At 57.3% G+C, this 22,237-nt stretch carries 19 protein-coding genes and 2 pseudogenes; 8 read left to right on the top strand and 13 right to left on the bottom strand.

The features are described 5' to 3' along the window. The coding region (locus IGS51_RS15180; RefSeq protein ID WP_367279351.1) for a protein kinase at positions 1-926 on the bottom strand (926 nt) is incomplete at its 3' end. 191 nt (positions 927-1,117) lie between these two features. Continuing rightward, entirely contained in the window at positions 1,118-2,104 is a 987-nt protein-coding gene (locus tag IGS51_RS15175; RefSeq protein WP_297079456.1) for a LysR family transcriptional regulator, read from the bottom strand. A 489-nt stretch (positions 2,105-2,593) separates the two neighbouring features. Between IGS51_RS15175 and IGS51_RS15170 the strand changes: the two genes are divergently transcribed. After that, complete coding sequence (locus IGS51_RS15170) at positions 2,594-3,529, top strand: hypothetical protein (protein WP_297079454.1); 936 nt, start codon at positions 2,594-2,596, stop codon at positions 3,527-3,529. 195 nt (positions 3,530-3,724) lie between these two features. After that, positions 3,725-4,210: a 2Fe-2S iron-sulfur cluster-binding protein gene (locus IGS51_RS15165; protein WP_297079452.1), complete on the top strand. Its 486-nt coding sequence runs from the start codon at positions 3,725-3,727 to the stop codon at positions 4,208-4,210. A gap of 106 nt (positions 4,211-4,316) precedes the next feature. Here the strand turns inward: IGS51_RS15165 and IGS51_RS15160 are convergent, their stop codons facing one another. From IGS51_RS15160 to IGS51_RS15150, 3 genes and pseudogenes are all read right to left on the bottom strand, one after another. After that, positions 4,317-4,871: an NADPH-dependent FMN reductase gene (locus IGS51_RS15160; protein WP_297079451.1), complete on the bottom strand. Its 555-nt coding sequence runs from the start codon at positions 4,869-4,871 to the stop codon at positions 4,317-4,319. A 365-nt stretch (positions 4,872-5,236) separates the two neighbouring features. Further along, complete coding sequence (locus tag IGS51_RS15155; protein ID WP_297079449.1) at positions 5,237-5,989, bottom strand: class I SAM-dependent methyltransferase; 753 nt, start codon at positions 5,987-5,989, stop codon at positions 5,237-5,239. A 59-nt stretch (positions 5,990-6,048) separates the two neighbouring features. Beyond that, positions 6,049-7,135 (bottom strand): annotated as a pseudogene (locus IGS51_RS15150) (PIN/TRAM domain-containing protein). A gap of 287 nt (positions 7,136-7,422) precedes the next feature. Between IGS51_RS15150 and hemW the strand changes: the two are divergent. Continuing rightward, a complete protein-coding gene (hemW, locus tag IGS51_RS15145) occupies positions 7,423-8,667 on the top strand; it encodes a radical SAM family heme chaperone HemW (protein ID WP_297079447.1) in 1,245 nt (414 codons plus the stop codon). A gap of 17 nt (positions 8,668-8,684) precedes the next feature. Here the strand turns inward: hemW and IGS51_RS15140 are convergent, their stop codons facing one another. Next, entirely contained in the window at positions 8,685-9,533 is an 849-nt protein-coding gene (locus tag IGS51_RS15140; protein WP_297079446.1) for a DNA-formamidopyrimidine glycosylase, read from the bottom strand. 376 nt (positions 9,534-9,909) lie between these two features. Next, positions 9,910-10,137: pseudogene (locus IGS51_RS15135) on the bottom strand (photosystem I reaction center subunit IV); the annotation flags it as partial. 371 nt (positions 10,138-10,508) lie between these two features. Here IGS51_RS15135 and IGS51_RS15130 point away from each other — a divergent pair. Further along, positions 10,509-11,789, top strand: coding sequence for a hypothetical protein (locus IGS51_RS15130; protein WP_297079444.1), 1,281 nt, complete (start codon positions 10,509-10,511; stop codon positions 11,787-11,789). Positions 11,790-11,862: 73 nt separating this feature from the next. Here the strand turns inward: IGS51_RS15130 and IGS51_RS15125 are convergent, their stop codons facing one another. The 6 genes from IGS51_RS15125 to IGS51_RS15100 form a co-directional block, all read right to left on the bottom strand. Beyond that, the gene (locus IGS51_RS15125; protein WP_297079442.1) at positions 11,863-12,816 is read right to left on the bottom strand and encodes a PhoH family protein; all 954 of its coding nucleotides are present in this window, start codon (positions 12,814-12,816) and stop codon (positions 11,863-11,865) included. Positions 12,817-12,969: 153 nt separating this feature from the next. After that, positions 12,970-13,353 (bottom strand): KH domain-containing protein, encoded by a 384-nt coding sequence (locus IGS51_RS15120; protein ID WP_172353430.1) that lies wholly within the window; start codon positions 13,351-13,353, stop codon positions 12,970-12,972. Between the two features lie 4 nt (positions 13,354-13,357). Further along, on the bottom strand, positions 13,358-13,609 hold the full coding sequence (gene rpsP / locus IGS51_RS15115; protein WP_068510770.1) for a 30S ribosomal protein S16: 252 nt from the start codon (positions 13,607-13,609) through the stop codon (positions 13,358-13,360). A gap of 146 nt (positions 13,610-13,755) precedes the next feature. Next, on the bottom strand, positions 13,756-15,285 hold the full coding sequence (locus tag IGS51_RS15110) for a SagB/ThcOx family dehydrogenase (RefSeq protein WP_297079440.1): 1,530 nt from the start codon (positions 15,283-15,285) through the stop codon (positions 13,756-13,758). A gap of 132 nt (positions 15,286-15,417) precedes the next feature. Beyond that, positions 15,418-16,698, bottom strand: coding sequence for a cytosine deaminase (codA, locus tag IGS51_RS15105; protein WP_297079438.1), 1,281 nt, complete (start codon positions 16,696-16,698; stop codon positions 15,418-15,420). A gap of 107 nt (positions 16,699-16,805) precedes the next feature. After that, positions 16,806-17,018 carry a hypothetical protein gene (locus tag IGS51_RS15100; RefSeq protein ID WP_297079436.1) on the bottom strand — a complete coding sequence of 71 codons (213 nt, stop codon included), beginning with the start codon at positions 17,016-17,018 and terminating at the stop codon, positions 16,806-16,808. Between the two features lie 804 nt (positions 17,019-17,822). Between IGS51_RS15100 and IGS51_RS15095 the strand changes: the two genes are divergently transcribed. The 4 genes from IGS51_RS15095 (at position 17,823) to pyrR (ending at position 22,070) form a co-directional block, all read left to right on the top strand. Beyond that, positions 17,823-19,976, top strand: a complete 2,154-nt coding sequence (locus IGS51_RS15095; protein WP_297079434.1) for a GAF domain-containing protein — start codon at positions 17,823-17,825, stop codon at positions 19,974-19,976. Between the two features lie 23 nt (positions 19,977-19,999). Next, positions 20,000-20,281 (top strand): YkgJ family cysteine cluster protein, encoded by a 282-nt coding sequence (locus IGS51_RS15090; protein WP_367279350.1) that lies wholly within the window; start codon positions 20,000-20,002, stop codon positions 20,279-20,281. 113 nt (positions 20,282-20,394) lie between these two features. Beyond that, positions 20,395-21,288, top strand: a complete 894-nt coding sequence (locus IGS51_RS15085; protein WP_297079429.1) for a DNA/RNA non-specific endonuclease — start codon at positions 20,395-20,397, stop codon at positions 21,286-21,288. A 242-nt stretch (positions 21,289-21,530) separates the two neighbouring features. Further along, on the top strand, positions 21,531-22,070 hold the full coding sequence (gene pyrR / locus IGS51_RS15080) for a bifunctional pyr operon transcriptional regulator/uracil phosphoribosyltransferase PyrR (RefSeq protein WP_172353423.1): 540 nt from the start codon (positions 21,531-21,533) through the stop codon (positions 22,068-22,070). The last annotated feature ends 167 nt before the right edge of the window (positions 22,071-22,237 follow it).

Here is a 22,237-nt window from a genome sequence, read left to right as displayed (position 1 = left end):
GACTGAAACCGCTGGCTGGGCGTGGGCAGCAGCATTTTGTTCAGTACGTCGGCTGGGCGATCGCTCACCGGTGTAGACAAGTGCGATCGCCAGTTCCAGTGATTGCTATAGGCATCGTAGAGTTCGTTGGGCTGTTTGCCCGTCAGCAGCGTAATACAGGTCACCGCCAGCGCATACAAATCCGTCGCCGGATACACCTGGTCGCCCCGCATCTGCTCCGGCGGCGCAAACCCCATCGAGTAAATCCCTGTAGAAGCCCTGCCGCCTGTGCTGACTGCGGCCGCTGTCACCTGCTTCACTGCGCCAAAGTCCAGCAAAAACAGCCGCCCATCCCGCCGCCGCATGATGTTCGACAGCTTGATATCGCGGTGGATTGAGCCGTTGGCATGAACGTAGTCAAGCACCTTGAGGACTTCCTCTAACACCTCCAGCACTTCAGACTCCGAAAACGCCCCCCGTTGTTCCAGTTCTTGCTCTAAATCTTTGCCATCGATAAATTCCTGCACCAGATAGAAGAACCGATCCGTCCTTCCTGGAACCAGGCTAGGCACTTCCAGTTCAAAAAAGGCAAGCAAGTTGGGAATTTGGGGATGGTTGCTGCCTAGCTGCTCCAGCACCTCCGCCTCGCGCTGGAATAGCGTCTGCGCGACCTGGAGCTGGTTGGGGCTGAGGTCGCCCGACGGCTGAAACTGTTTCACCACACACTGGCGCATGGCGGGCGTGTAGCGATCGCGCGCCAAAAACGCTGCCCCAAAGCCGCCCTTCCCCAGCAGCTTTTGCGGGATGTATCTCCCCTGCAACAGCAGTGGCATCCCGCAGGTGGTGCAAAACTTCTGCTGCACCGTCCGCAGGGTTGCTGAATCGTCCAGATCCATAAAGTGATTTTGCGGGCGGGGACAGCCAAAACGGGTGCAATAAACTTCCATACGGCGCGGCTAGCTGACAGGGGTGAACACACGCGAACCCTACAGCTATAGGTTAACCCGGATAGGTAAAACCGAACCTTGACAAGCAGCCTGCCAAGCTGCCGCCAGAATACTTGCAGAATATTTGCAGAATACTTGCTAGCCTGTCCAATCGGCAAAGCAGGCTCTTGTCCTGTGCCCTCAGCCCACGCTCAGGTTTCGACGGGCAACACCGCTGCTGCCATCGATCCATGACCGTCATGGGCAGGACTGGGGACATGGGTAGAAAACTGAGGCAACACTTCTTCAATAAAGGCCTGGGCCGCCTTGGAGCGATAGCGATTGGGGTTAACAATCACTGACAGCATCCGATTGACCACCACATCTTCGATGCGGGTGCGCTTTAGCACATCCATTTGTAGCTCTTTCTCAATCGCTGAAATAGAGACAAAGGCAGCACCCAGCCCCGACTGCACCGCGTTTTTGATGGCTTCGATAGAGTTTAGCTCCATTTCCACCTTCAGGCGGCGCGTTTCAATGCCGCTGCGCGTGAGAACCTGATCAATCACTTTGCGAATTGTGGACTGCGAATCGAGGGTGATGAACTGGAGTTTGTAGAGGTCGTCTTTTTGCACGATGCCCTGGCGAGCCAACGGGTGATAGGCGGGCAGGATGAGTGCTAGTTCGTCTTCGGCATAGGGAATAATTTCTAAAGATTCCTGTAATTCGGGAGGCACTTCTCCGCCGATAATCGCTAGGTCGATCTGCCCGTTGGCGACGCTCCAGGCCGTGCGCCGGGTGGAATGGACGTGAAGCTGGACGGCGACTTCGGGATACTGCTTGCGAAACACGCCGATCATGCGAGGCAGTAGGTAGGTTCCGGTGGTCTGGCTGGCCCCTACGATCAGCGTCCCGCCCTGGAGGTTTTGCAGGTCTTCGATGGCGCGGCAGGTTTCTTCACAAAGGGACAAAATGCGATCGCCATAGCTGAGCAGCAGATGCCCTGCTTCTGTAAGCTGGGCCCGCCGACCGCCCCGGTCAAACAGCGGTACATCTAGCTGGCGCTCTAGGTTTTGCACCTGCAAGCTGACGGCAGGCTGCGACACATAAAGGCTGTCGGCCGCTCGTTTGAAGCTCCCCTCGGCGGCGATCGCCTTGAGAATCCGTAACTGATCCAGTGTGAAAGGAAGGTCAGTCATGACTGCTAAGCCTAACAAAAGAATGAACCGGGAGTATGAACCTGAAGCATGAAAAAATGATCAACCGTCTCAAATATCAACCTCTCAGCGGTGCAGCATTGCCTTACTTATGGGTCAATTCTGCAACGTGATCAAACCGACAGCATTCTCCGAAATCCTGATTTTGGCGGCGCGTCTAGCTCTTGGGGTGACAAACGCTTGAGCGCTAGGCCGCAGCCAGATAGCCTGAGCGTGGAGCGTGGGTCTTGTGCGCTTGACCACACCTGACATCATTGGACTACAGAATGTCCCTTTCTAGCGCATCGGTGTAGATAAACATTCAGTAAACAACATCCTGTGAGAAAAAGGCGAAAAAGTTGGGCAAATTGAGGCAAGCTAAATCAGGCTAGATTTTTTTAATGAACCTTAACGTATCGATTTGATGACCTGCGCTGCCTGAGAGCGCCACTTTAGGAATCCTTTAGTATTAGAGCAGCATTAGAGCAACTTATGAAGCGGGAGGTCGTCCAGGAGTTTCTGAATCAACCCGGTGTCGCTGGGATTGCCCTGATGGATGGGCGATCGCGACCCTACTTTTTTGGGGTTGATCAAACCCTCAACTTTCAGCAGAAAGAGGCGCTGGCCCAGGGGATTCAGCAGGTCGTGCAAACGACACCCCCTGGATTTGAGTATTTTGAATTTCAGTTTAGCGGGCATCGTGCCTATATCTACAAATTTGATCACGGCATGATTTTGCTGGTGCTGGCGACTGGTGAGCTAGTCCTGGCAACCTACGCGCCGCTCATTCATCAACTGCGAGCAGAGCTAAAGCATGATCTGACCAATGCGATCGCCACCTTTCGCCTGCTCGCAGGCAACCTCTCTCTGTCTAACCAAAATTACTGGCAGTCCACTGGCCCAACCGGCCCCTCTGCTCCCCTTCCTGCTGCTCCGTGGCACAGTCCCCCTTCGTCCCCTGTTCAGCCTCAGGCTGTCCCCGCGTCCCCACCTGTTTCTTCGGAGTCTATTGCCCGCGATCCGGTTTCGTCGTCGTCTGTTTTTGAAGATGCTGTGGGTGCTGCGGCGTTGCCCCCCGATGCGCCTGCGCCCACGCTCAAGGAACTGCTGACTGCGGTGAATCAAATCAGCCAGTTCACCACGCACTATTTGGGGCCGACGGTCGTGGCCAACTACTGGCGATCGAGCCGTCCGGCGATGGAGTGGCTCGGCAATTTTGAAATCGATCGCGCTGCCCGGATCGCCTACACAGGCGACGTGCCCGCCCTGTCGCAGACCCTCAGCGATGAGCAGCAGCAGGGAGTTCAAGACTGGACTCGCGCCTTTATCCAGCGGTGTTCTCGCGTGATGCGGGACTTTTCGACGCTGCTGGATCAGGGCGTGCTGGACGATCGCCAAAAGGCGTTTCTGGCGCTGTCACCCCTCTAGGTCTTCTCGCTAGAGAGATGCGGCTTCCTGAAGGGCGATCGCCCTTATTTCCCCGACTCAGAGCGATGCCTGCTTCAGCATAGTCCCTTTAACTCTGTGTTAGCTCTGTAGACTTTCTTCGGACTTTCTTCGGACTTTCTGCGTGCTTTTTTCCTCTGCTTTCCGCTTTGATCGCTAACCTCTGGAGACCCCGTCATGGCTAAAACTGTCCGCCTGGAACCGATTGCTCAAGAAACCTCAGTCGAAACCAACGGCAACTTGCTCTCTGTTTTAATTAACAAAGATCTGGATGTCTTACGTGAATGCGGCGGACGGGGCATGTGCGCCACCTGCCATGTCTATGTCACCGAAGGCATGAACCAGCTCTCGCCGATCAACCGCCGAGAACAGCGGACCCTAGAAGTCATTACCACCTGCCGCCCAAACTCCCGCCTTGCCTGCCAGGCCCGCGTCCAGGGCAACGGGGTCATCGTCGAGCTACCGGCCGGGATGTACATCAACTCGCTGCAAGACATTGAGGTGCTGATCGGGCGGCGGGCAGAGCAAAACCTGCTGCACCCGATTACGGGTCAAGTGCTGGTGGAAGAGGGCAAGCTGATTACTCGCTCCATGATGAAGCAGTTGGAAGCCACGCCGACCTTCAGAGTGTCGGAATACTTCTCCAATAGCAGTGAGGCTTAGACCGATGCCAAGGGGGCGGGGTGAGGCATGAGACGTTGCTCCAGAACCTGACCCCCCATCTCGAACTGGCTCAGAAACTGGCTCAGAAACTTGCTGAGGGACTCGCTCAAGCCGAGACGGAGACAGAGCGGAGCTTTCGGGTGTTTTCGACCAGGCTTTTGGCAAAGGCATCAAAGCGCTTGGAGAGGGCTTCATCGCTCAGGTTGCCCTCAGCATCAAAGGCTTTCCAGGCTTGCCCGATCGCCACTTGCTCTGGAATCACCCAGGCGTGAACCCAGCGCAGGATGGTTCGCAGGTCGTTGAGCGCGTTGCTGTTGGGCTGTCCACCCAGGACGCTGATGTTGCCCACTACCTTGTCGGTAAATTCTTCAAAGCCCATCAAATCGAGGGCATTTTTCAGCACGCCGCTGACGCTGCCGTGATATTCCGGGGTTGCCAGAATGATGCCGTCTGCCTGACGAAACGCTTGCTGTAAGCGGGCTACATCGGGATAGTCGGAATAGTCGTCGCCGCCATCGCAAAAAGGGAGATGGAGCGATCGCAGATCCAGAATTTCTACCTCGGCTCCTAACGCCCGGACTCGCTCGGCGGCGATCGCCAGCGCTTTGTGACTATAGGAACCTGGACGCAAACTCCCAGCAATACCAATAATTTTGACCATTGCGTTAACCTTTTTTAACCTCTGTATCAACTTGCTTCTATTCTAGCTAAATCGAACTCGGTATGAGTATGCTTTGCTGGCCGGGTCAGGGCTTTGCGGCAAGGGGCTTCAAGGGCAAAAACGCAAAAAACGCAAAAAAAGGGAGGGACTACGGGTAGCCCTCCCAACCATCAGGGTGCATCTACTTATCACATTATGCCATCTCAGGGATGAGGGGTGTCACCCCCTAAATAAAGTTTCTTCGTTTATTCATTGACATAAGTTATGATAGTCAGTCTTTTTAATATGCAAATTAAATGTTGGCGTATCAATCACTGCTATCATACGCAAACTCCTCTGTTTTTGCACCTGTTGATCAAAAACCCTTAGCTAAACTTGACCCGATAGAGATAAAAGAGTTCACCGGGCTGTTTTTTCATCACCTGTGCCTTGTGGGTCTTCAGCAAGTCCTGCCACGCGCTGAGGGGTTCCAGAAACACCTCTGCTCCCAGATACGTTTCCAAAATGGCCCAGTTTTCGGCCAGGGGCGAATCGGGATCAATAACATCGAACACAAACATGCCGCCGGCTTTGAGGACGCGCTGCACCTCGGTCAGGACGGCTTTCCAATAGTCCAGCGGGTAGTAGCAGCTAAACCCAGTGGCGATCGCCAGGTCAAACTGATCCGCTTCGTACTGAAGCTGATGCGCCGGGCCAGGCTGCACGCCTTTGAACAGCTTGGAGTTGAGCTGGGGACCGCGGGCGTTGAGCGTGTCTCGTGCCACCTGGCTGATTTCCTGCCCATAGAACACAGCCTCCCAGTCGCGCCAGGGATAGATCAGAAAGCTCACGCCGCAGCCAATGTCCAGACAGCGCTGCTGCTTCTTGGGCTGGGCAACGTCCCAAAAGGGCGAGGCGATTTTTGCGGTGAGCAGACCCGCCTGCCACTCCTGGTAAATGGGCATTTCGGTCACTTCGGCGGGCAGGTCAAACGGCTCTCGCTGATATTCCTGGTTGAATCGGCGGGCAACAGCCGCAAGCTGGGGCTGCCATTCGTCAGCGCGATCGCCCAAAAAGCTCGCCAGACTGTTTCCTGACGGGCCCTTTGGCGACGACCCAGCCGCTCGATCCTTTGCCATTATTCACTCACTCGATCAACCTTTGACAGCGAGACTTGCAGCGAAACTTTCGTCCTGTGCTATCCGCGTGGCACCGCCGAAGACTGCTCCGGGCGGGCAAAGATCATGCGCCCCGCCGACGTTTGCAGCGCCCCCGTCACCAGTACGCAGATTTCATCGCCAATATAGTCGCCCCCTTCCTCCACCACGACCATCGTGCCATCGTTGAGATAGCCCACGCCCTGCGCGGGTTCCTTGCCCTGCTTCAAAATCTTCAGGTCGAAGGTGTCTCCGGGCAGATAGGTCGGGCGGATCGCCTGGGCCAGGTCATTGATATTCAGCACGGGCACCTGCTGCAAACTTGCGACCTTGTTGAGGTTGTAGTCATTGGTCAGCAGCATTCCGTTAATATCTTGAGCCAGCCGCACTAGCTTGGCATCGACGGTGGGAATGTCGTCATAGTCGGCCGGGTGGATGGCAATGCGGTCGGGATAGGCTTCCTTGATGCGGTTGAGGATATCCAGCCCGCGCCGCCCGCGCACCCGCTTCTGGTCGCTGGAGGCATCTGCCACCTGCTGAAGCTCTTGCAGAACAAACTGCGGCACTAGAATCTGCCCTTCAATAAAGCCCGTCGCCAGGATGTCTTCGATGCGTCCGTCGATGATGCAGCTTGTGTCTAGCACTTTTGCCGCAGCGGGCTTGAGCGTGCCCTCAGCCACCAGCAGCGTTTCGACACTGTTGGGGTTGATCAGGCGCAGGAGCGATCGCCCGTGAGCATCGGCCAGATTCACCCCCGAAAAGGCAAAAATGACGCTGCCCAAAATCGCAGCCAGTGGCTTGATAAAGGCAAATTCTGTAGGAATGGGCAGCAGAAAAATTGGAGCCAGCAGCAGGTTCGCCACCAGTAGCCCCAGCACCAGCCCCACCGAACGGCTGAGCAGCATATCCACTGGCATTTCGCACCTGCCGCTCGACGCGCCGATAGGAGGTCTGCGCCACCAGCCCCAGCGCCAGCCCCAGCAGCCCGCCAAAGCCACCCGTCACCAAGCCCAGCCCCTCGCGGTTCGTCACTTGGTCGAGCGCGTCCATCGGCAGCAAATCGACGCTGAAATAGCCGATCCCTGCGCCCGCTACAATGAATGAAAGAATGATGATTGCGTCAAGCATAGGTTCCAGTGAAACGCTGGAGAAAAGGCGGCGCGGTCAGAGGTCGCGGTCACGAAGTCACGAGAGAGTTGTAAGTGAGGGGAGAGTGAAGAGAACGAGCGGACTGAGGGGTACACGGAGGGGCGCACGGAGGGGCGATCGCCAGATGATAGACTTTGAGAGACTCGTCAGGCTAGCCAGCCCGGAAGTTGTCGTTAAGCTCGATGCAGAGGGTTAGCCCGTCACGCGCAGACCCATTCACAGGCCCATTATATCGCCCGATTTTACACCGGAAGATTCCTCTAGCAATGGCAGCCCAACAGATCGCAACAGTTTCGCCTGCCGCTTCTAAAGCCAAACCTCAAGACGACTTTCCAACGGCGGCCTATCTCCATATTCCCTTTTGCCGTCGCCGCTGTTTTTATTGCGACTTCCCGATTTCGGTGGTGGGCGATCGCGCTCGTGGCGAAACATCGGGAACCATCGCCCAGTATGTCGAGGTGCTAGAGCGAGAAATCCTGACCACCGGGCAAGACGGGCGATCGCCGCTGGAAACCGTCTTCTTTGGAGGCGGCACGCCCTCGCTGCTGTCGGTGGCGCAGGTCGATCGGCTGCTGACGAGGCTCGATCGGCACTTCGGCATCGCGACGCAGGCAGAAATTTCAATGGAAATGGACCCTGGCACCTTTGACCTGAGCCATGTCCAGGGCTATAGGGCCGCCGGGGTCAATCGCATCAGCCTGGGCGTGCAGTCGTTTCAGGCAGACTCGCTGCAAGCCTGCGGCCGCACCCATCGGCCAGAAGACATTCCCCTGGCGGTAGACCTGATTCGTCGCGCTGGGCTAGACAACTACAGCCTGGACTTGATTTCGGGATTGCCGCACCTGACGCTGGAGCGCTGGCAGGAAGACCTAGATCGGGCGATCGCCCTCGATCCCGCCCACCTGTCTATCTATGACCTCACGGTGGAACCGGGCACGGCCTTTACCCAGCGCTATCGGCCCGGCGAAGCGCCTCTCCCCACCGACGAAGCCACCGCCCAGATGTATCGCCTCGCCCAGCAGGTGTTGACCCAGCGCGGCTTCCAGCACTACGAAATCTCGAACTACGCCCGCCCCGGCTACTCGTGTCGCCACAACCGGGTTTACTGGGAAAATCGGCCCTACTACGGCTTTGGCATGGGCGCGGCCAGCTACGTGAACCATCAGCGCTTTAGCCGTCCCCGCACCCGCCGCGAATATTTCCAGTGGGTGGAAACACTAGAGGCCGCAGGAGGCAGGTTGGCGCATCCCACCACGCCCCCCCAGGAACGGCTACTCGATACGCTGATGCTGGGGCTGCGCCTAGCCGACGGGTTGGATCTGCTTAGGCTAGAACTGGAGTTTGGCAAGGGGGCGATCGCCCGCATTCTCACTTGCCTGCAACCCCACCTTCAGCGAGGCTGGGTCGATCAAACGCCCTCCCGCATTCGCCTGACCGACCCAGAGGGCTTCCTATTCTCCAATGTCGTGCTGTCGGATTTGTTTGAGGCCCTGAGCGAATCGCCCGTTTAACAAGCCAGACTCGACCCTCACCGCTGACACGCCTTGCAGTAGTGCGCCGATCGCCCGGCCATCTTGAGCCGCAGGATCGGGGCGCTGCATACGCGGCAGGGTTCGCCGTCGCGGTTGTAAACCCAGGCCACGCCGCCGTAGTTGCCATTGATGCCCTGCACGTCACGAAAGTCGCTAAAGGTGGTGCCCTTGTTGGCGATCGCCGTTTGCAGCACGTCTCGAATGGCGTGGTGAAGCCGCTGAATTTGCTTCGGCTTCAGTCGGGCGCAGAGGGTCTGCGGGCGAATACCGCTGAGAAACAGGGCCTCGTCGGCGTAGATGTTGCCAATGCCTGCGACGAGGGATTGGTCTAGTAAGGCGTTTTTAATAGGGCGCTGGCGGCCGCGTAGCCACCGGGCAAGATAGTCTACCGAAAAATCGTCGGAAAGCGGCTCTGGGCCAAGGGCTTGCAGTCCGGTGATGACGGATTCCGGCGGGCGATCGCCCGGAACCCACCACAGTTGCCCAAAGGTGCGCTGATCTACAAACCGCAGTTCTTGGTTCTCCGGAAAAAACAGCCGCACTCGACAGTGCTTTTGCAATAGAGCATCCTGCGCCACCCAGAGCAACTGCCCCGTCATCCGCAGATGCACACCGAGATAGCCAGCGGGCTGGTTTGCTGCGTCCACCAGTTCTGCCAGCAAATACTTGCCACGCCGCCGCCACTGGGCGATCGCCAGCCCCCGTAGCCCTGCAACAAACTCAGGGGGCGAAGCGGGATGGGCGATCGTGCGATCGAGCAGCACATCTGCCCCGACAATGGGCTGGCCGAGTGTCGTTTGGTTTAGCCCTCGGCGGACTGTCTCTACTTCGGGGAGTTCGGGCATGGGGAGAACCGTTGCGATGCCCAGTAGAAAACGGGAGGAGGGCGATCGCGCCTAGTTCTCAAACTCTAGCGAACTCTGACGAAAAAGCGGGGCAAAAAAGCGAGGTGTCCTACTCACAGATCCTTTCCTGCCGAATCCTGAGATCTTTTCCTGTCGAGTCCTGCTGCTGCCGAGTCCTGCTAGAAATTCGGGTTTCCCAGACAGATTAGCGACCTAACCCCTCTCGGAAACCCGAAACTGCCCTGGTAATTTAGGGTAATTCAGGACTTGTGTAATTTCAGACCGTGCCTGGTAATCAGGACATGCCTTCGCCTTCGGCCTTGTGGGGCGCATCGGTCGGCTCAGGCGCTTTGGGGGGCACCGCAGCCGTCTTTGCTTTGGCAGATTTGGGTGCAGGCGCAACTTCTTCTAGCTCGCTGAGGGCGAAGTTATTGGTGTTCACACCAGAAGCGCTACCGCTGAAGCCGTTGTAATTCACCTTGTCAAACCGGACGATCACCGGGTACTTGATGCCGCTTTGATCGACCGAAGCAACCGTGCCGACATCGTTGTACCAATAAGATTCTTTGCGGAGAATCCGAACTTTTGAACCGCGTTCAACCATGAGTGCTTTTCCTTAGCTGATTAATCATCCTGGAGGCCATCTCTACAGATGCAGTCCCAGCGTGAGCGGTCAGGGCCGACCCTTTTGGGCGCAGGAGAAATGACTTTTCATAGTTTGATTTTCAGCGTACTACTCCCACGTAGCCATCTGGCGAGATCAAGGTTTAAGTTTTATTGCCTAACGTGTCTGGGTTTGAACGAGTGTTGCGCCTCTCGTCCCCCTGCTGGCTCCCTATCGCAAACGCAGAAGCCAGAGCAAAATTGCTGTTGAGATTTGCGGGATGCGCTTAAAATAGCGGGTAATCAATACGCCTGTATAGCGTTTGCCGCAGGCAGATTTCCCCCACAGAGCGGTAGCGCTCCGCAACAGCTATGAATAGGGTTCCGCACGGCTCAGCAGCGCCAGAGTTTGCAGCACAATCTGAGGCACAATTTGCAGAACAATTTGCAGAACAGCCTGAAGACGGTCATGACGCGCAAATCGGCAACGGACAAACCGCAGATTCAGGGTTTCTGAATTCCTCGGCTGTGGAGTGGCCTGCGGTCGGGTGGTCTGCTGGCGCTACGGCGATTGACCCGCCCCAGTCCGAAGTCCCGAACACCGAAGCCGCGAGTGCAGTGCAGCCGCCCGACTCGACCTTGCTGCTATTCCCCCCAGCGTCCCCTTCAGGAAATTCTGCGGTGCTTGCGCTACCCCCTGTCCGGTTTTTGGGGAAGTTGTTAAATCAGCATCCCACGATCTTCTGGAGCGGGGTCTGGGTGATCACGCTGCTCTGTGCAGGCATTGCTGTCACGGGCCTGATGAATCCAGAACTGTCGTCCCAGCAGGAGCAGCCCGACCCGACCGGGGTAGAAGCCGTGCTGCGGGCGACCCGGCTCGATCGGCAAAGATCTGCGTCTCCGGCTGTCTCCTTTGGGCTGCTGGCGGTGAGTTGTGCGGGATGCTGTTTGCTGCTGTCGCGGCGGTTTCAGCAGCCCCAGTCGCTTGCTCAGCCAATGGGCCGCAGAAAACTGCGATCGCCCGCCAGAAGCACCATCGCCGCAGAACTGGAGGCGATCGCCACCCTCGCTTCCGACTCTATCCAAGACCCAGAGCGTTTGCAACCCCTGCCCAGCCGCCAGCCCTGGATGGACGCAGCCCTCTCCGCTGCAAACGCCGAGTCTGCGCCCGCGCCCCCTACTAGCCACGCTTCGGGTTCTCTGGGTTCTCCGGGTTCTCCGGGTTCTCTGGGTTCTCAATTAACGCAAGTCCTGCAAGCGCCCCAATCGCAGGATTACCTGAGCTATCTGCGCGTTCATGCCCAGTCCAGGGCGCAGAGCCAGCGAACCGCTCGAACCGAAGGGCGATCGCCCTCTCGTCCCCAAAACTCCAGACCCCAGAATGACCCTGCCAGCCCGCACACCATTGCCCCCTACGCGCCCAACCCGGCTTTGCCCGTCGCGTTTCTCTTGCCTTCAGCACATTCCTTGCCAGAAAACGCCTTTTTGCCTGCTCCCATTGCCCAGCCCACGCTGCCCGCTGCCACCCAGCCGCTGCTCAACCTGAGCCAGCCGCCCCAGTCCCAGGCAGAGTCCTTGCCAGATCCAGCGTCTACCCTGGCAGAACTGCGGAAGATTCAGGCGAAGCGGGCGCGAAAGGAAACGGAGTTGTAGGGTGTAGGGGGATGATGCCAATCCTCGATTACTTTCAACGACCTTAACGACCTCAATGCTCCATTACGCTCCACTACGCTTCATGCTGCTCGTAAGCTGCCACAATCCGCTGCACTAGGGGATGGCGCACCACGTCCGCCTTAGAAAGATTGCAAAAGGCGATGCCCTCGACATGGCGCAGAATCTTTTCGGCGATCGCCAATCCAGACTGCTGATTCATGGGCAAGTCGGTCTGCGTCACGTCGCCCGTGACCACCATCTTGGAACGAAAGCCCAGCCGGGTCAGCACCATTTTCATCTGGGCAGGCGTGGTATTTTGCGCTTCGTCGAGGATGATAAAAGCATTGTTTAGCGTGCGCCCGCGCATGTAGGCCAGGGGCGCAACCTCGATCACGCCGCGTTCCATCAGTCCGGCAATTTTTTCCGGGTCGATGAGTTCATACAGCGCGTCGTAAAGCGGACGCAGGTATGGGTCAATTTTTTGCTGCAAATCGCCCGGCAAAAAGCCGAGCCGCTCTCCGGCTTCCACTGCTGGGCGGGTGAGAATCAGCCGCTCCACCTGGCTAGACAGCAGCGCCTGCACCGCTAGTACTGCCGCTAAAAACGTCTTCCCGGTTCCCGCCGGGCCAATGCAAAAGGTCAGGTCATGGGTGCGAATAGCCTGGACATATTGCCGCTGGCGAAACGTTTTGGCGCGAATCTCGTCACCCCGGCGCGTGCGGGCCAGCACGTCTCGCTGGAGTTCCTCTAGATCCCCCTGCCGACGAGTGTCGAGCGCCTGACGCGCGGTGAAAATGTCTGCCAGGGTGACGGCTTTCCCTGCTCCCCAGTAGGGCTCGAGCGATCGCACCAGTTTCTCACACAGTTCAACCTGGCTCTCGGTTCCTGAAATCAGGAGCTCCTGTCCCCGCATCACAACTGTTGCCCCCGTCTGACGAGCCAGCAGCTTCAGGTTTTCTTCCTGGTAGCCCGCAAGGGCGATCGCGCTTTCGGGGCTGGGAAACGGAACGATGGCAGAATTACCCATGCAGCGGGTCAGGATAGAAGGGCATAGGCGAAAGCGAGAGGATTGAAGTTAGGCTCAAAACTCAAAACGCGCCTCAAAATTTGAAGAAATTTGAAGGCGCAGCGTCGGGCATGGTTGGGCAATCTCAGGCAATATGCGGACAATATCGGGCCCTTATCGAGGGCGCGATCGACGGGGCATCGGCTTGGCAGAGCCAGAACGACGGTCAACTGGAGCTTCCCGCCCACCTTCGTCTCGTCCAGCAGGTTGCCCACCAAACACATCCAGATGAAGAGAGTAGCCAGAGGCTCGCGCAATTCCCTGCAACACGGTGCGAATGGCTTGAATATTCCGTCCGCCACGACCGTACACCCGTCCCCGATCTTCGCCGTCAAACGCGACACGCACCAAGACTCTAGAGTTGCGAGGCAGCACCTCACAATCGACCTTTAGCGATGCTGGCGATTCCAAGAATGGCTCCAGCAAAAACTTCACGACTCCTACGTAATCAGGAGTCGCAGCAGAATCTGGCAAATCGGGAGCAGTTGCGTCGGACACGACCTCACTGAGCCTTAAGCTGTTCAAAAACGTTTTGCTTTTCGAGGATATGGCGGACGGTATCCGTCGGCTGAGCGCCCTCTTTCAGGCGCTTGATGATAGCAGGCACATTGAGCTTTACTTCATCGCTCCGGGGATTGTAGAAGCCCAACTCTTCTAGCGGACGACCATCGCGACGAGAGGTACTCTTCACCGCAACGATCCGGTAGCTTGCCTCAAACTTTTTGCCGTACCGCTTTAAACGCAGCTTAACCATGCTTGAACTATTTGCTCCTGGGGTAATTCACAAAAACTTGCCGCAGTCCAGTCTCTTATTCTACTATGCCAAGGCTCGCTGTGCAAAAGCATTTTGTGATAGCCTTTGCGACTAACTTGGATTCCTCTCTTGGATTTCTCTTTGGATTACTCGCTGGCCCGACCCCGGCCGAGTGTCGTAATGTACAGCACGGCCTCATCGGGGGGAATGCCCAGCACTTCGTTCACCTGGTCGTCAAAAAATCCGCCGATGCCGCTGACTCCTAGCCCTAGTCGCACGGCCGCCAAATTGAGGCGCTGGCCCAAATGGCCCGCATCCATGTGCAGGTAGCGATAGGCGCGATCGCCATACTGGGCCACCGCCCGCTGCAAATCTGCCGTGTGAAACAGCACCGCCGCCGCATCGCGGCCCAGGTCTTGCCCCAGACAGAGCGTGTGTAGCTCTCGCCGGAAGTTTTTGAAGCGGATCTGTCGGAGTTCCTGCGCCTTGGGGGCGTAGTAGTAGCAGCCCTCTTCTAGCCCCTCTACGCCGGAAATGGCGATGAAGGTTTCGATCAGGCTGAGGTCAAAATAGTCGGGCGATCGGTCGAGGCCCTGATCTAGATAGTGGGCGGGCTGGTAGGTAAAATCGAGCAGCAGCCGCAATTCCTCTAGCGTCAGGTCGGCTCCGCTGTAGGCGCGGGTGGAGCGACGCTTGAGCATGGTCTTTTCTAGCTCGGTTAGATGGTCACCCCAGGCGATCGCCCCGCTTTCCATTGACACCTTCAGGCAAAACGGAAAGTTGTATTGATCCGGCTCGCTGTCGGCGCGGGCGGCGGGCAGGCGATCGGGGATCGGATCGCCGCTGATCTGTGTCATCTGGTGCATGTAGCTCAACAGCTTGCCGTCGGGAATGTCGGGATAGTCGGTCTGGATGACGGAGGGGAGCGCTGTGGAAGTGGGCGGTAGGTTTTGGTCAATATCCCACAGGTCGGCTAGCGGCACGACGGCGATCGCCCCTTCCTGCGCCGCGTCCAGATACATCAACTGGTTCACCGCCTCATCGCGAAAGCCGCCAATTAGGTGGGGGCGATAGTCGTTGATGGCCCCTGCCAGTTCGATATTGCCCAACAAATGCCCAGCGTCCAAAAAAATTCGGCGATAGGCCCGGTCTTGATAGCGCCAGGCCGATCGGCCAAACACCACCGTCACCACCAGCGCCATCTGGGTCGCGTCCAGCGCCGGATGCCAGAAACAGGCTTCCTGAAGCGGCTTCCAGGCTTCCGTTTCCCAAAAGTGCAGCAGCGAATTGGTCTGGGTCTGATAATGATACAGCCCTACTGGAAGCTGGGGCGTGCCCCGCGAAATCAGGTAGACCTCGGCCGGGTATAGCCCGCCCGCCGACGGAGCCGCCCGCAGATAGACCGCTTCCCCGTTCAGCATGGTCATTTTCACCGTTAGCCCGTAGCTGCAAAACAGGAAGCGAGCAATCCGCTGCCACTGCTTGTCGCCGTTGTCTAGGGCGGGTTCGGCGTTGAGGTAGGGTTTCAGGTCATAGGCTGTGCCGATTTTGTATTCCTTAAAGGGAATAGGCTGGTTGCGCCAGTCAAGCTGTTGGGTCTTGCTGGCCAGCGTCGTGGGATCATACTTGGTGCGATCGTGAAAGTGCTGGGCGATCGAGCGGCGTTGATCTGGCATGAGTTCCACCGTAGCGTTCCACAATCCATCCTGCTCTACGATCTTGACACCCCAAACTCAGTTCGACGAGAGCAATTCTTACAAATTTGGTGATTTGGTGAATCCAGGCGAAAGTTGTCCCTAAAGTTGCCCCTAAAGTTTCCACTGCGGTTGCGGCGGTTCTGTCTGGGCGATGAGCCTACCCCGTGAGATGACGTAACGGATCGTGGCGCGGCGGCGGATGGCATCGTAGCGATCGCCCGCATCTAGCACAATCAGGTTTGCAGGTTTGCCCACCGCAATGCCGTACTGGTCTTCCACATGCAGCGTCTTTGCGCCGTTCCACGTCACCATGTTGTAGCAGGCATCGATTTCCGGCATCCCCGTCATTTGGCAAATGTGAACCGCCATGCTGGCCACGTCGAGCATATTGCCCGTGCCCAGGGAATACCACGGGTCTTGCACACAGTCATGGCCGAGGCTGACGTTTTGCCCCTGCTGCCAAAGTTCCTTGACCCGCGTCACGCCGCGCCGCTTGGGATAGGTATCGGCGCGTCCCTGCAAGGTGATGTTAATCAGCGGATTGGCGACGAAGTTGATGCAGGTTCGCTGCAAAAAGCCCATCAGCTTGAAGGCATAGGCATTGTTGTAGGAATGGAACGCGGTGGTGTGGCTAGCGGTGACGCGATCGCCCATGCCCGTGCGAATTGCATTGGCCACAATCACTTCCAGAAACCGGGACTGCTCATCGTCGATTTCGTCGCAATGCACGTCGATCAGTCGGTCATATTGGACGGCCAGTTCAAAAATCTTGTGAATCGACTGCACGCCGTCTTCTCGCGTTAGCTCGTAGTGGGGGATGCCGCCGACCACATCGGCCCCCATCAGCAGCGCCTCTTCCAGTAGCGTCTCGTTTTTCGGGCTACCGTACACGCCATCCTGCGGAAAGGCAACCACTTGCAGCGTCATCCAGTCTTTCACGGCCTCGCGGGCCGCCAGCAGCCCCTTGAGCGCCGTCAGCGTGGGTTCGCTCACGTCGGCATGGCTGCGGACAAACAGCACGCCCTGCTGAGCCTGCTGCTTCAGGGTGGCGATCGCCCGTTCGGTCACGTCTTCCAGCGTCAGCGATTGCTTGCGCTCCCGCCAAATTTCAATCCCCTCGAACAGCGTGCCGCTCTGGTTCCAGCGGGGATCGCCCACCGTCATGGCCGAATCCAGGTGAATGTGCGACTCCACAAAGGGTGGACTGACAATTTGTTCCTGTAGCGCTAGCTCGGTCTGATGCGGAGCAGCGGGCGGGAGTTGTGGGGCGATCGCCGTGATGGTGCCGTCTTCGATGGCAATATCGACCAATTCAGCAGGGCGATCGGGATGCAGCAACCGACCCCGGCGCAACAGCAATGTAGAAGCAGATTCAGGCGCAAATTCAGGCATAGCAGGAAAGTCGTGTGGCGAAACTTTCCCCAGTCTACTCTGGGCGATTCACCAGAATTGCCAAGCTGCTGACAAGAGCAGAACAGCGTGGTTCAAACCTGCCGGAGCTAATCGACCACTCGCAGCATTCCCCGGCGCAGTGCCTCAAACACCCGATCCACCAGGGCCCGATCCTTGGGATTGAGCATCGTTTCTCCCAGCGCCACGCGCATGAAGCTCTGCTGATCTCGCCGAGAAATGCAGCGGGTAGCAAAGATGTGGTCTACGATTTGCTCAAGCCGGGTAGAGGAAAGGTCGGGTGCAGGGGTGGACGATTTCATAGGAGGCAGGGGGAACATCTACTCTTCTAATATCGGTTGAATCCTTGGTTTTTACGGTGATAGTCCGGGCGGTTTTGCGTGATTTTGCGGAAGGTCTGGGGTGACGCTGCCATCGCGTGGCACTGATCTAAGTCCTGAATTGCGGTGATCCAGATCAACAAATCTTGCAAATTTGCCACATTAGATACACAGAGGCGATCGCCCCCTGCGATACATTAAAGACATCAGGGCTTGCATTATCCGGCGATCGCAGGAAGGCTCCGGTTTGGTTCCGGCTTGATTAGCAAGCGGTTTTTGGTAACGCCTACCTGGCATAATCCAGAAGCCTGGATGCGATTTGGATTTAGCTTCGCCTGTGCTTTCACAGAATTTACGCTGGAAAATTCTCAACAACTTTTCTCTCGGTGCGTTTCCAGAAAGCTGAGTTTTGCGGAAGCGTCTATCAGCTTTTTGTATGGCAAGCCGTCGCACAGAAACTTGTCATTGGTTTCCAATCTGAGTTTCAGGAGCGTGTGTCTTAGCCACATCGAGAAAGCGTTGTGACGGCTATCAAGAAGATGGTGGCTGCTTCTAAACTTCCGCGCAGGAAGGCGGTGTCGAGCCAAAGCTCATCCTTGCCTTGTCAGCCAGAGCCGTAGACAAGACGTAGAAACACGGTGTTGGCGAATAGATTGAACCCTCTAGTATGGATAGGGTTTTTGTATATAGACAGTCGATTCTAGGTTTTTGCTGAGATCCATGCAGCGCTTGGAGTTTATGGGTGCTTTTTTCTAAACCCTAATTATTAGTATTCCCTGAAAAACCGTGGTCTGGTTGCGCTATTTTCGTCCAAAGGCTTCTCATTACGATTCATCGTTTATTCAGCAGACCACTCTGGTACGCCAGATCGGCGATCGTATCCGCAGTTCCCTGGAACTGTCTGTGGTGCTGCAAACCGCAGTGGAAGAAGTGGTGGCGCAATTGCCCGTCGAGTGCTGTCTGTTCCTTTGGTACTTTCAAGACATTCAGCGGGTACAGGTCGTCTGCGAAGCGGGCGATCGCACGCTGTCTGGCAGCACGCTATCCAACGGCACGCCATCCGGCGGTATCGGGCATTTTCCCCTGACGAAGTTTGGCGACCTGGCCAGCGCCATCGACCACGGTGGGCTAATCCTGCGACCCGGCAACGCCAGCAATCGCCCCAATGGATTGCTGGGTCTGCAACCCGGAATGCAAAGCTGCCCTATCGACCCTCCCGGCCCCCTGTTTGGCGATGCGGCGGTGCTAATGATCCCCGTCGAAGGGCAGGAACACTCGCGGGGCTACCTAGTTTGCTTGGACTCGACTCGGCAGCACTGGTCGCCAGACACCGTAGAACTGATGCAGGCGATCGCCCAGCCGCTTGAGATGGCAATCCGCCAAGCACAGCTATACGACCGCTTACAAAAGCAGGCGCGGCGCGAGCGACTGGTGAACCAGATTACTGCACAAACGCGCCAGAGTTTAGATGTCAAAAAGATCCTGAAACGGGCGATCGCCCAACTGCTAAACGCACTGGAGGTGGATCGCTGTCTGGTGCATCTGGTGGAAGCGCCCGATGAGCTAACCGATGTGGCAGAGGACTTGGGGAATTCCCACCCTGATGCTCTGGGCGACTCCTTGGGCGATCGCGGGGAAGGCTATAACAGGTTTCGCCGCAAGCATCTCTTTGAGGTCTGCCGCGATCCGTTTCCCCCGACGATTGAAGACTTCGACACCGACGGCCCGATTACTCGCTGGGTCATCGAAAACCGTCAGCAGGTCGTCATTTCAGACATTACCCAAGACCCCCGCATCGGAACCGACAATCAGGAATATCGCCTAGCCCAGATTCAGTCGTCGCTGGTGGTGCCCGTCCAGGCAAACGGCACGCTCCAGGCCATCCTGTATTTGAACCAGTGTTCGCATATCCGCTACTGGACGCGAGACGACCAAAAGCTTGCCCAGGCCGTCGCCGACCAGCTTGCGATCTCGATCCAGCAGGCCCATCTCTACGCCAAAACTCGCCAGCAGGCCCAGGAAAGTGCTGCCCAGGCCGAGCGGCTCAGCGAAGCCCTGCTTAACCTCCAGCAAACCCAGGCACACCTGATCCAGAGCGAAAAAATGTCTAGCCTGGGGCAACTGGTGTCGGGAATTGCCCACGAAATCAACAACCCCATCAGCTTTATCTACGGCAATATTCCTTTTGTAGAGCGCTATGTCAAAGACCTGCTGCGGCTGCTGACGGCTTATCAAGCCAGCTATCCCCAAAGCACCGAAAAGCTGCGAGACTTGCTGGAGGAAATCGAGCCAGACTTTGTGCTAGAAGACTTGCCTCGAATTCTCGACTCCATGCGGGCGGGAGCCAGTCGAATTCGGGAAATTGTGCTGTCGCTTCGCAATTTCTCGCGGGTGCATGAGGCAAACCGCAAGGTGGTGGATCTGCACGAGGGTCTGGAAAGTACGCTTAAGCTCCTACAGCATTCCATTCCCGCAGATGTGGAAATTTGCCGTTGCTATGGCGATTTGCCGCCTGTGGAATGCTTTCCGAGTCGGCTGAATCAGGTCTTTTTCCACATTATTAAAAACGCGCTGGAGGCAGTGGAATCCGTTGGCGATCGCCCCCGGATCATCACCCTCACCACCGAATCCTTCTGGCACTCGCCCCTAGAGCAGCCCTGGGTGCGCGTGGCGATCGCCGACACGGGCCCCGGCATCCCTGCCCACCTCCAGCCCAAGATTTTTGACCCCTTCTTCACCACCAAAAGCGTTGGTCAGGGCTACGGGCTGGGGCTTTCCATTGCCTATCAGACCATCGTGCAGCAGCACCAGGGAACGCTGGAGTGCCACTCGACGCTGGGCAAAGGCACCACGTTCATCCTCGAAATTCCGATTTGCCCCCCCACTGCCCCCCCGCCCGATGCGCCCGACCCGTCCTTTGCCGCGCTGAGGCCCGTTTAGCCCTTGCCGCCAAGCTCGACGCCATGAACTGCCGCCCCGACTGTGGTGCCTGCTGCATCGCGCCTTCGATCAATAGTCCCCTGCCGGGTATGCCAAACGGCAAACCCGCCGGAGTACGCTGTGTACAGTTGACCGAAGATAACCGCTGCAAGCTGTTTGGCAAGCCAGAGCGTCCTGCCTTTTGCAACCACTTGCAGCCATTAGAGGAGATGTGTGGCACCTGCCGAGAAGAGGCGATCGCCTACCTGACGGCTTTGGAAACTGCCACGGCTCCAGCTTCGTCTCCAGACCCACCCCAGCGCTAGCCCGCCGTCTGCCCTGGGTATTCTGGACTGTGAAGCCAGGGAAACAGACAGGACGCGGATACAGGCGGATACGGGCGGGATGCAGAGCCAGGGCAACCAAGGGGGAAAACGCCATGCTGAATTGGAACACAATCTTCAAGCCTCGAAAACGACTGAAACGAGCCGTGAGTGCCGGACTGGGATTCTTGCTGGCAGGTTCTCTGGCGGCGGGCTGTGCCCAACTGGCGGCCGAGGTGTTGCTGCCCGCTCCCACCATCGACTCGGTACACTTGGCGCTGGGGAACCCCAGCGAGGCGACCGCCGAAACTCGGAATGAAAATAATTACCTGATTGTGCGGCCGCAATACGCCCTGTCCTATAACCGGGGCAAAAATATCGCCAATTGGGTGAGCTGGCAGCTTGACGCAAGCTGGCTGGGCCGATTGCCGCGATCGCCCTTCATGCCCGATCCGTCTTTGCCCCAAGGCTGGTATCGCGTCACCACCAACGACTACACCGGCAGCGGGTTTGACCGGGGACACCTGTTGCCCGCCGCCGACCGCAACGCCCGCCCCGAAGATAGCCAGTCCGTCTTCTGGATGACCAACATCATCCCCCAATCCCCCGACAACAACCAGGGCCCCTGGGAAGGACTGGAAAGCTATTGCCGGACCCTGGCCCGCCGGGGGCACACGCTCTACATCATCGCAGGCGGCGCAGGCGAAGGCGGCACAGCCCGCAACGGCCCCCGCACCACCATCGGCCGCAGCAGCAACCCCATCTCCGTCCCCGCCGCCACCTGGAAAATCGCCGTAGTGCTGAATCCAGGGCAAACCCTCGAAGACATCGGCACAGATACTCGCGTCATCACGGTCATCATGCCCAACGACATGGGCATTAAGGACAACAATTGGCGCGACTATCGCGAATCGGTAGACACGATTGAAAATATTACGGGCTATGATTTTCTCTCCGTCTTGCCCGACGAAATCGAGGAGTTCCTGGAAGCAAAGATCGATAGCCGCTAGCAGTTAGGTTACTTCAGGTCACATTCAGGTCACAGTGTCACGGTTGCAGGCTGGGCTGAGGCTCGGTGTGTTCGGTGTGGGGCGATTTGGGCGATCGCCTGTTGCCCGCTTGCCTCTTCAGAGAACAAGGGTTAGGGTTCAGAAGTTAGGCTTTAGCCGTGTAATCGTCTAAGTTAATCGTTTAAGTGCATCGTTTAAGTTATCGTCTAAATCCCTGTCCACACACACTCTCTCTCCAGCCCATGCCCCCCGAAGTCATCGAAATCCTATCGCCCGATGAAGTTCGCCGCACGGTCAACCGCCTTGCTTCGCAGATTGTAGAGCGGGCTGGCGACCTGTCGAAGCTGGTGCTGGTGGGCATTTTTACGCGGGGCGTGCCGCTGGCAGAACTGCTGGGCCGACAAATCGAGGCCCTAGAGGGCGTGAAGATTCCCGTAGGACATCTGGACATCACCTTCTGGCGCGACGACCTCGACCAGATCGACCTGCGAACGCCAGAAAAGACCGACATCCCTTTCGACCTGACGGATAAGGTCATCGTGCTAGTAGACGACGTGATCTATCGGGGACGCACGATTCGCGCCGCGCTAAACGCCGTGACGGAATATGGCCGCCCTGAGAAGATCCTGCTGGCTGTGCTGGTCGATCGGGGCCATCGAGATTTGCCAATTCACCCCGATTTCACAGGGAAGGAATTGCCCACTGCAAAGGATGAAAAAGTGAAGGTCTTTTTGCAAGAAATTGACGGGCGCGACGGCGTAGAACTGCTTAAGCCCAACTGAAATACACGCAGTATTTTACTGGCAAAAAGCTTCAGGTGTTGCGAATATTTCTTGACCTGATTCGAGGCAAACTTTGGACTGGAGGCAAGGCCAGAAACTCTCGGATAGCTTCAGAGGATATTTGGAAATACGGAGAGAGTAAAAAAGCTCAAGCAAGTCTACGCAGC

Source organism: Thermoleptolyngbya sp. M55_K2018_002 (genome assembly GCF_015295965.1).
GTDB classification, from domain to species: Bacteria; Cyanobacteriota; Cyanobacteriia; order Elainellales; family Elainellaceae; genus Thermoleptolyngbya; species Thermoleptolyngbya sichuanensis.
This window is presented reverse-complemented; position numbering and strand designations above follow the sequence as displayed.

What these genes read in the sequence shown, in the direction of transcription:
- IGS51_RS15175 (WP_297079456.1), bottom strand. Translation starts at nt 2,104, where the DNA reads ATGACTGACCTTCCTTTCACACTGGATCAGTTACGGATTCTCAAGGCG.
- IGS51_RS15170 (WP_297079454.1), top strand. Translation starts at nt 2,594, where the DNA reads ATGAAGCGGGAGGTCGTCCAGGAGTTTCTGAATCAACCCGGTGTCGCT.
- IGS51_RS15165 (WP_297079452.1), top strand. Translation starts at nt 3,725, where the DNA reads ATGGCTAAAACTGTCCGCCTGGAACCGATTGCTCAAGAAACCTCAGTC.
- IGS51_RS15160 (WP_297079451.1), bottom strand. Translation starts at nt 4,871, where the DNA reads ATGGTCAAAATTATTGGTATTGCTGGGAGTTTGCGTCCAGGTTCCTAT.
- IGS51_RS15155 (WP_297079449.1), bottom strand. Translation starts at nt 5,989, where the DNA reads ATGGCAAAGGATCGAGCGGCTGGGTCGTCGCCAAAGGGCCCGTCAGGA.
- hemW (WP_297079447.1), top strand. Translation starts at nt 7,423, where the DNA reads ATGGCAGCCCAACAGATCGCAACAGTTTCGCCTGCCGCTTCTAAAGCC.
- IGS51_RS15140 (WP_297079446.1), bottom strand. Translation starts at nt 9,533, where the DNA reads ATGCCCGAACTCCCCGAAGTAGAGACAGTCCGCCGAGGGCTAAACCAA.
- IGS51_RS15130 (WP_297079444.1), top strand. Translation starts at nt 10,509, where the DNA reads ATGAATAGGGTTCCGCACGGCTCAGCAGCGCCAGAGTTTGCAGCACAA.
- IGS51_RS15125 (WP_297079442.1), bottom strand. Translation starts at nt 12,816, where the DNA reads ATGGGTAATTCTGCCATCGTTCCGTTTCCCAGCCCCGAAAGCGCGATC.
- rpsP (WP_068510770.1), bottom strand. Translation starts at nt 13,609, where the DNA reads ATGGTTAAGCTGCGTTTAAAGCGGTACGGCAAAAAGTTTGAGGCAAGC.
- IGS51_RS15110 (WP_297079440.1), bottom strand. Translation starts at nt 15,285, where the DNA reads ATGCCAGATCAACGCCGCTCGATCGCCCAGCACTTTCACGATCGCACC.
- codA (WP_297079438.1), bottom strand. Translation starts at nt 16,698, where the DNA reads ATGCCTGAATTTGCGCCTGAATCTGCTTCTACATTGCTGTTGCGCCGG.
- IGS51_RS15100 (WP_297079436.1), bottom strand. Translation starts at nt 17,018, where the DNA reads ATGAAATCGTCCACCCCTGCACCCGACCTTTCCTCTACCCGGCTTGAG.
- IGS51_RS15090 (WP_367279350.1), top strand. Translation starts at nt 20,000, where the DNA reads ATGAACTGCCGCCCCGACTGTGGTGCCTGCTGCATCGCGCCTTCGATC.
- IGS51_RS15085 (WP_297079429.1), top strand. Translation starts at nt 20,395, where the DNA reads ATGCTGAATTGGAACACAATCTTCAAGCCTCGAAAACGACTGAAACGA.
- pyrR (WP_172353423.1), top strand. Translation starts at nt 21,531, where the DNA reads ATGCCCCCCGAAGTCATCGAAATCCTATCGCCCGATGAAGTTCGCCGC.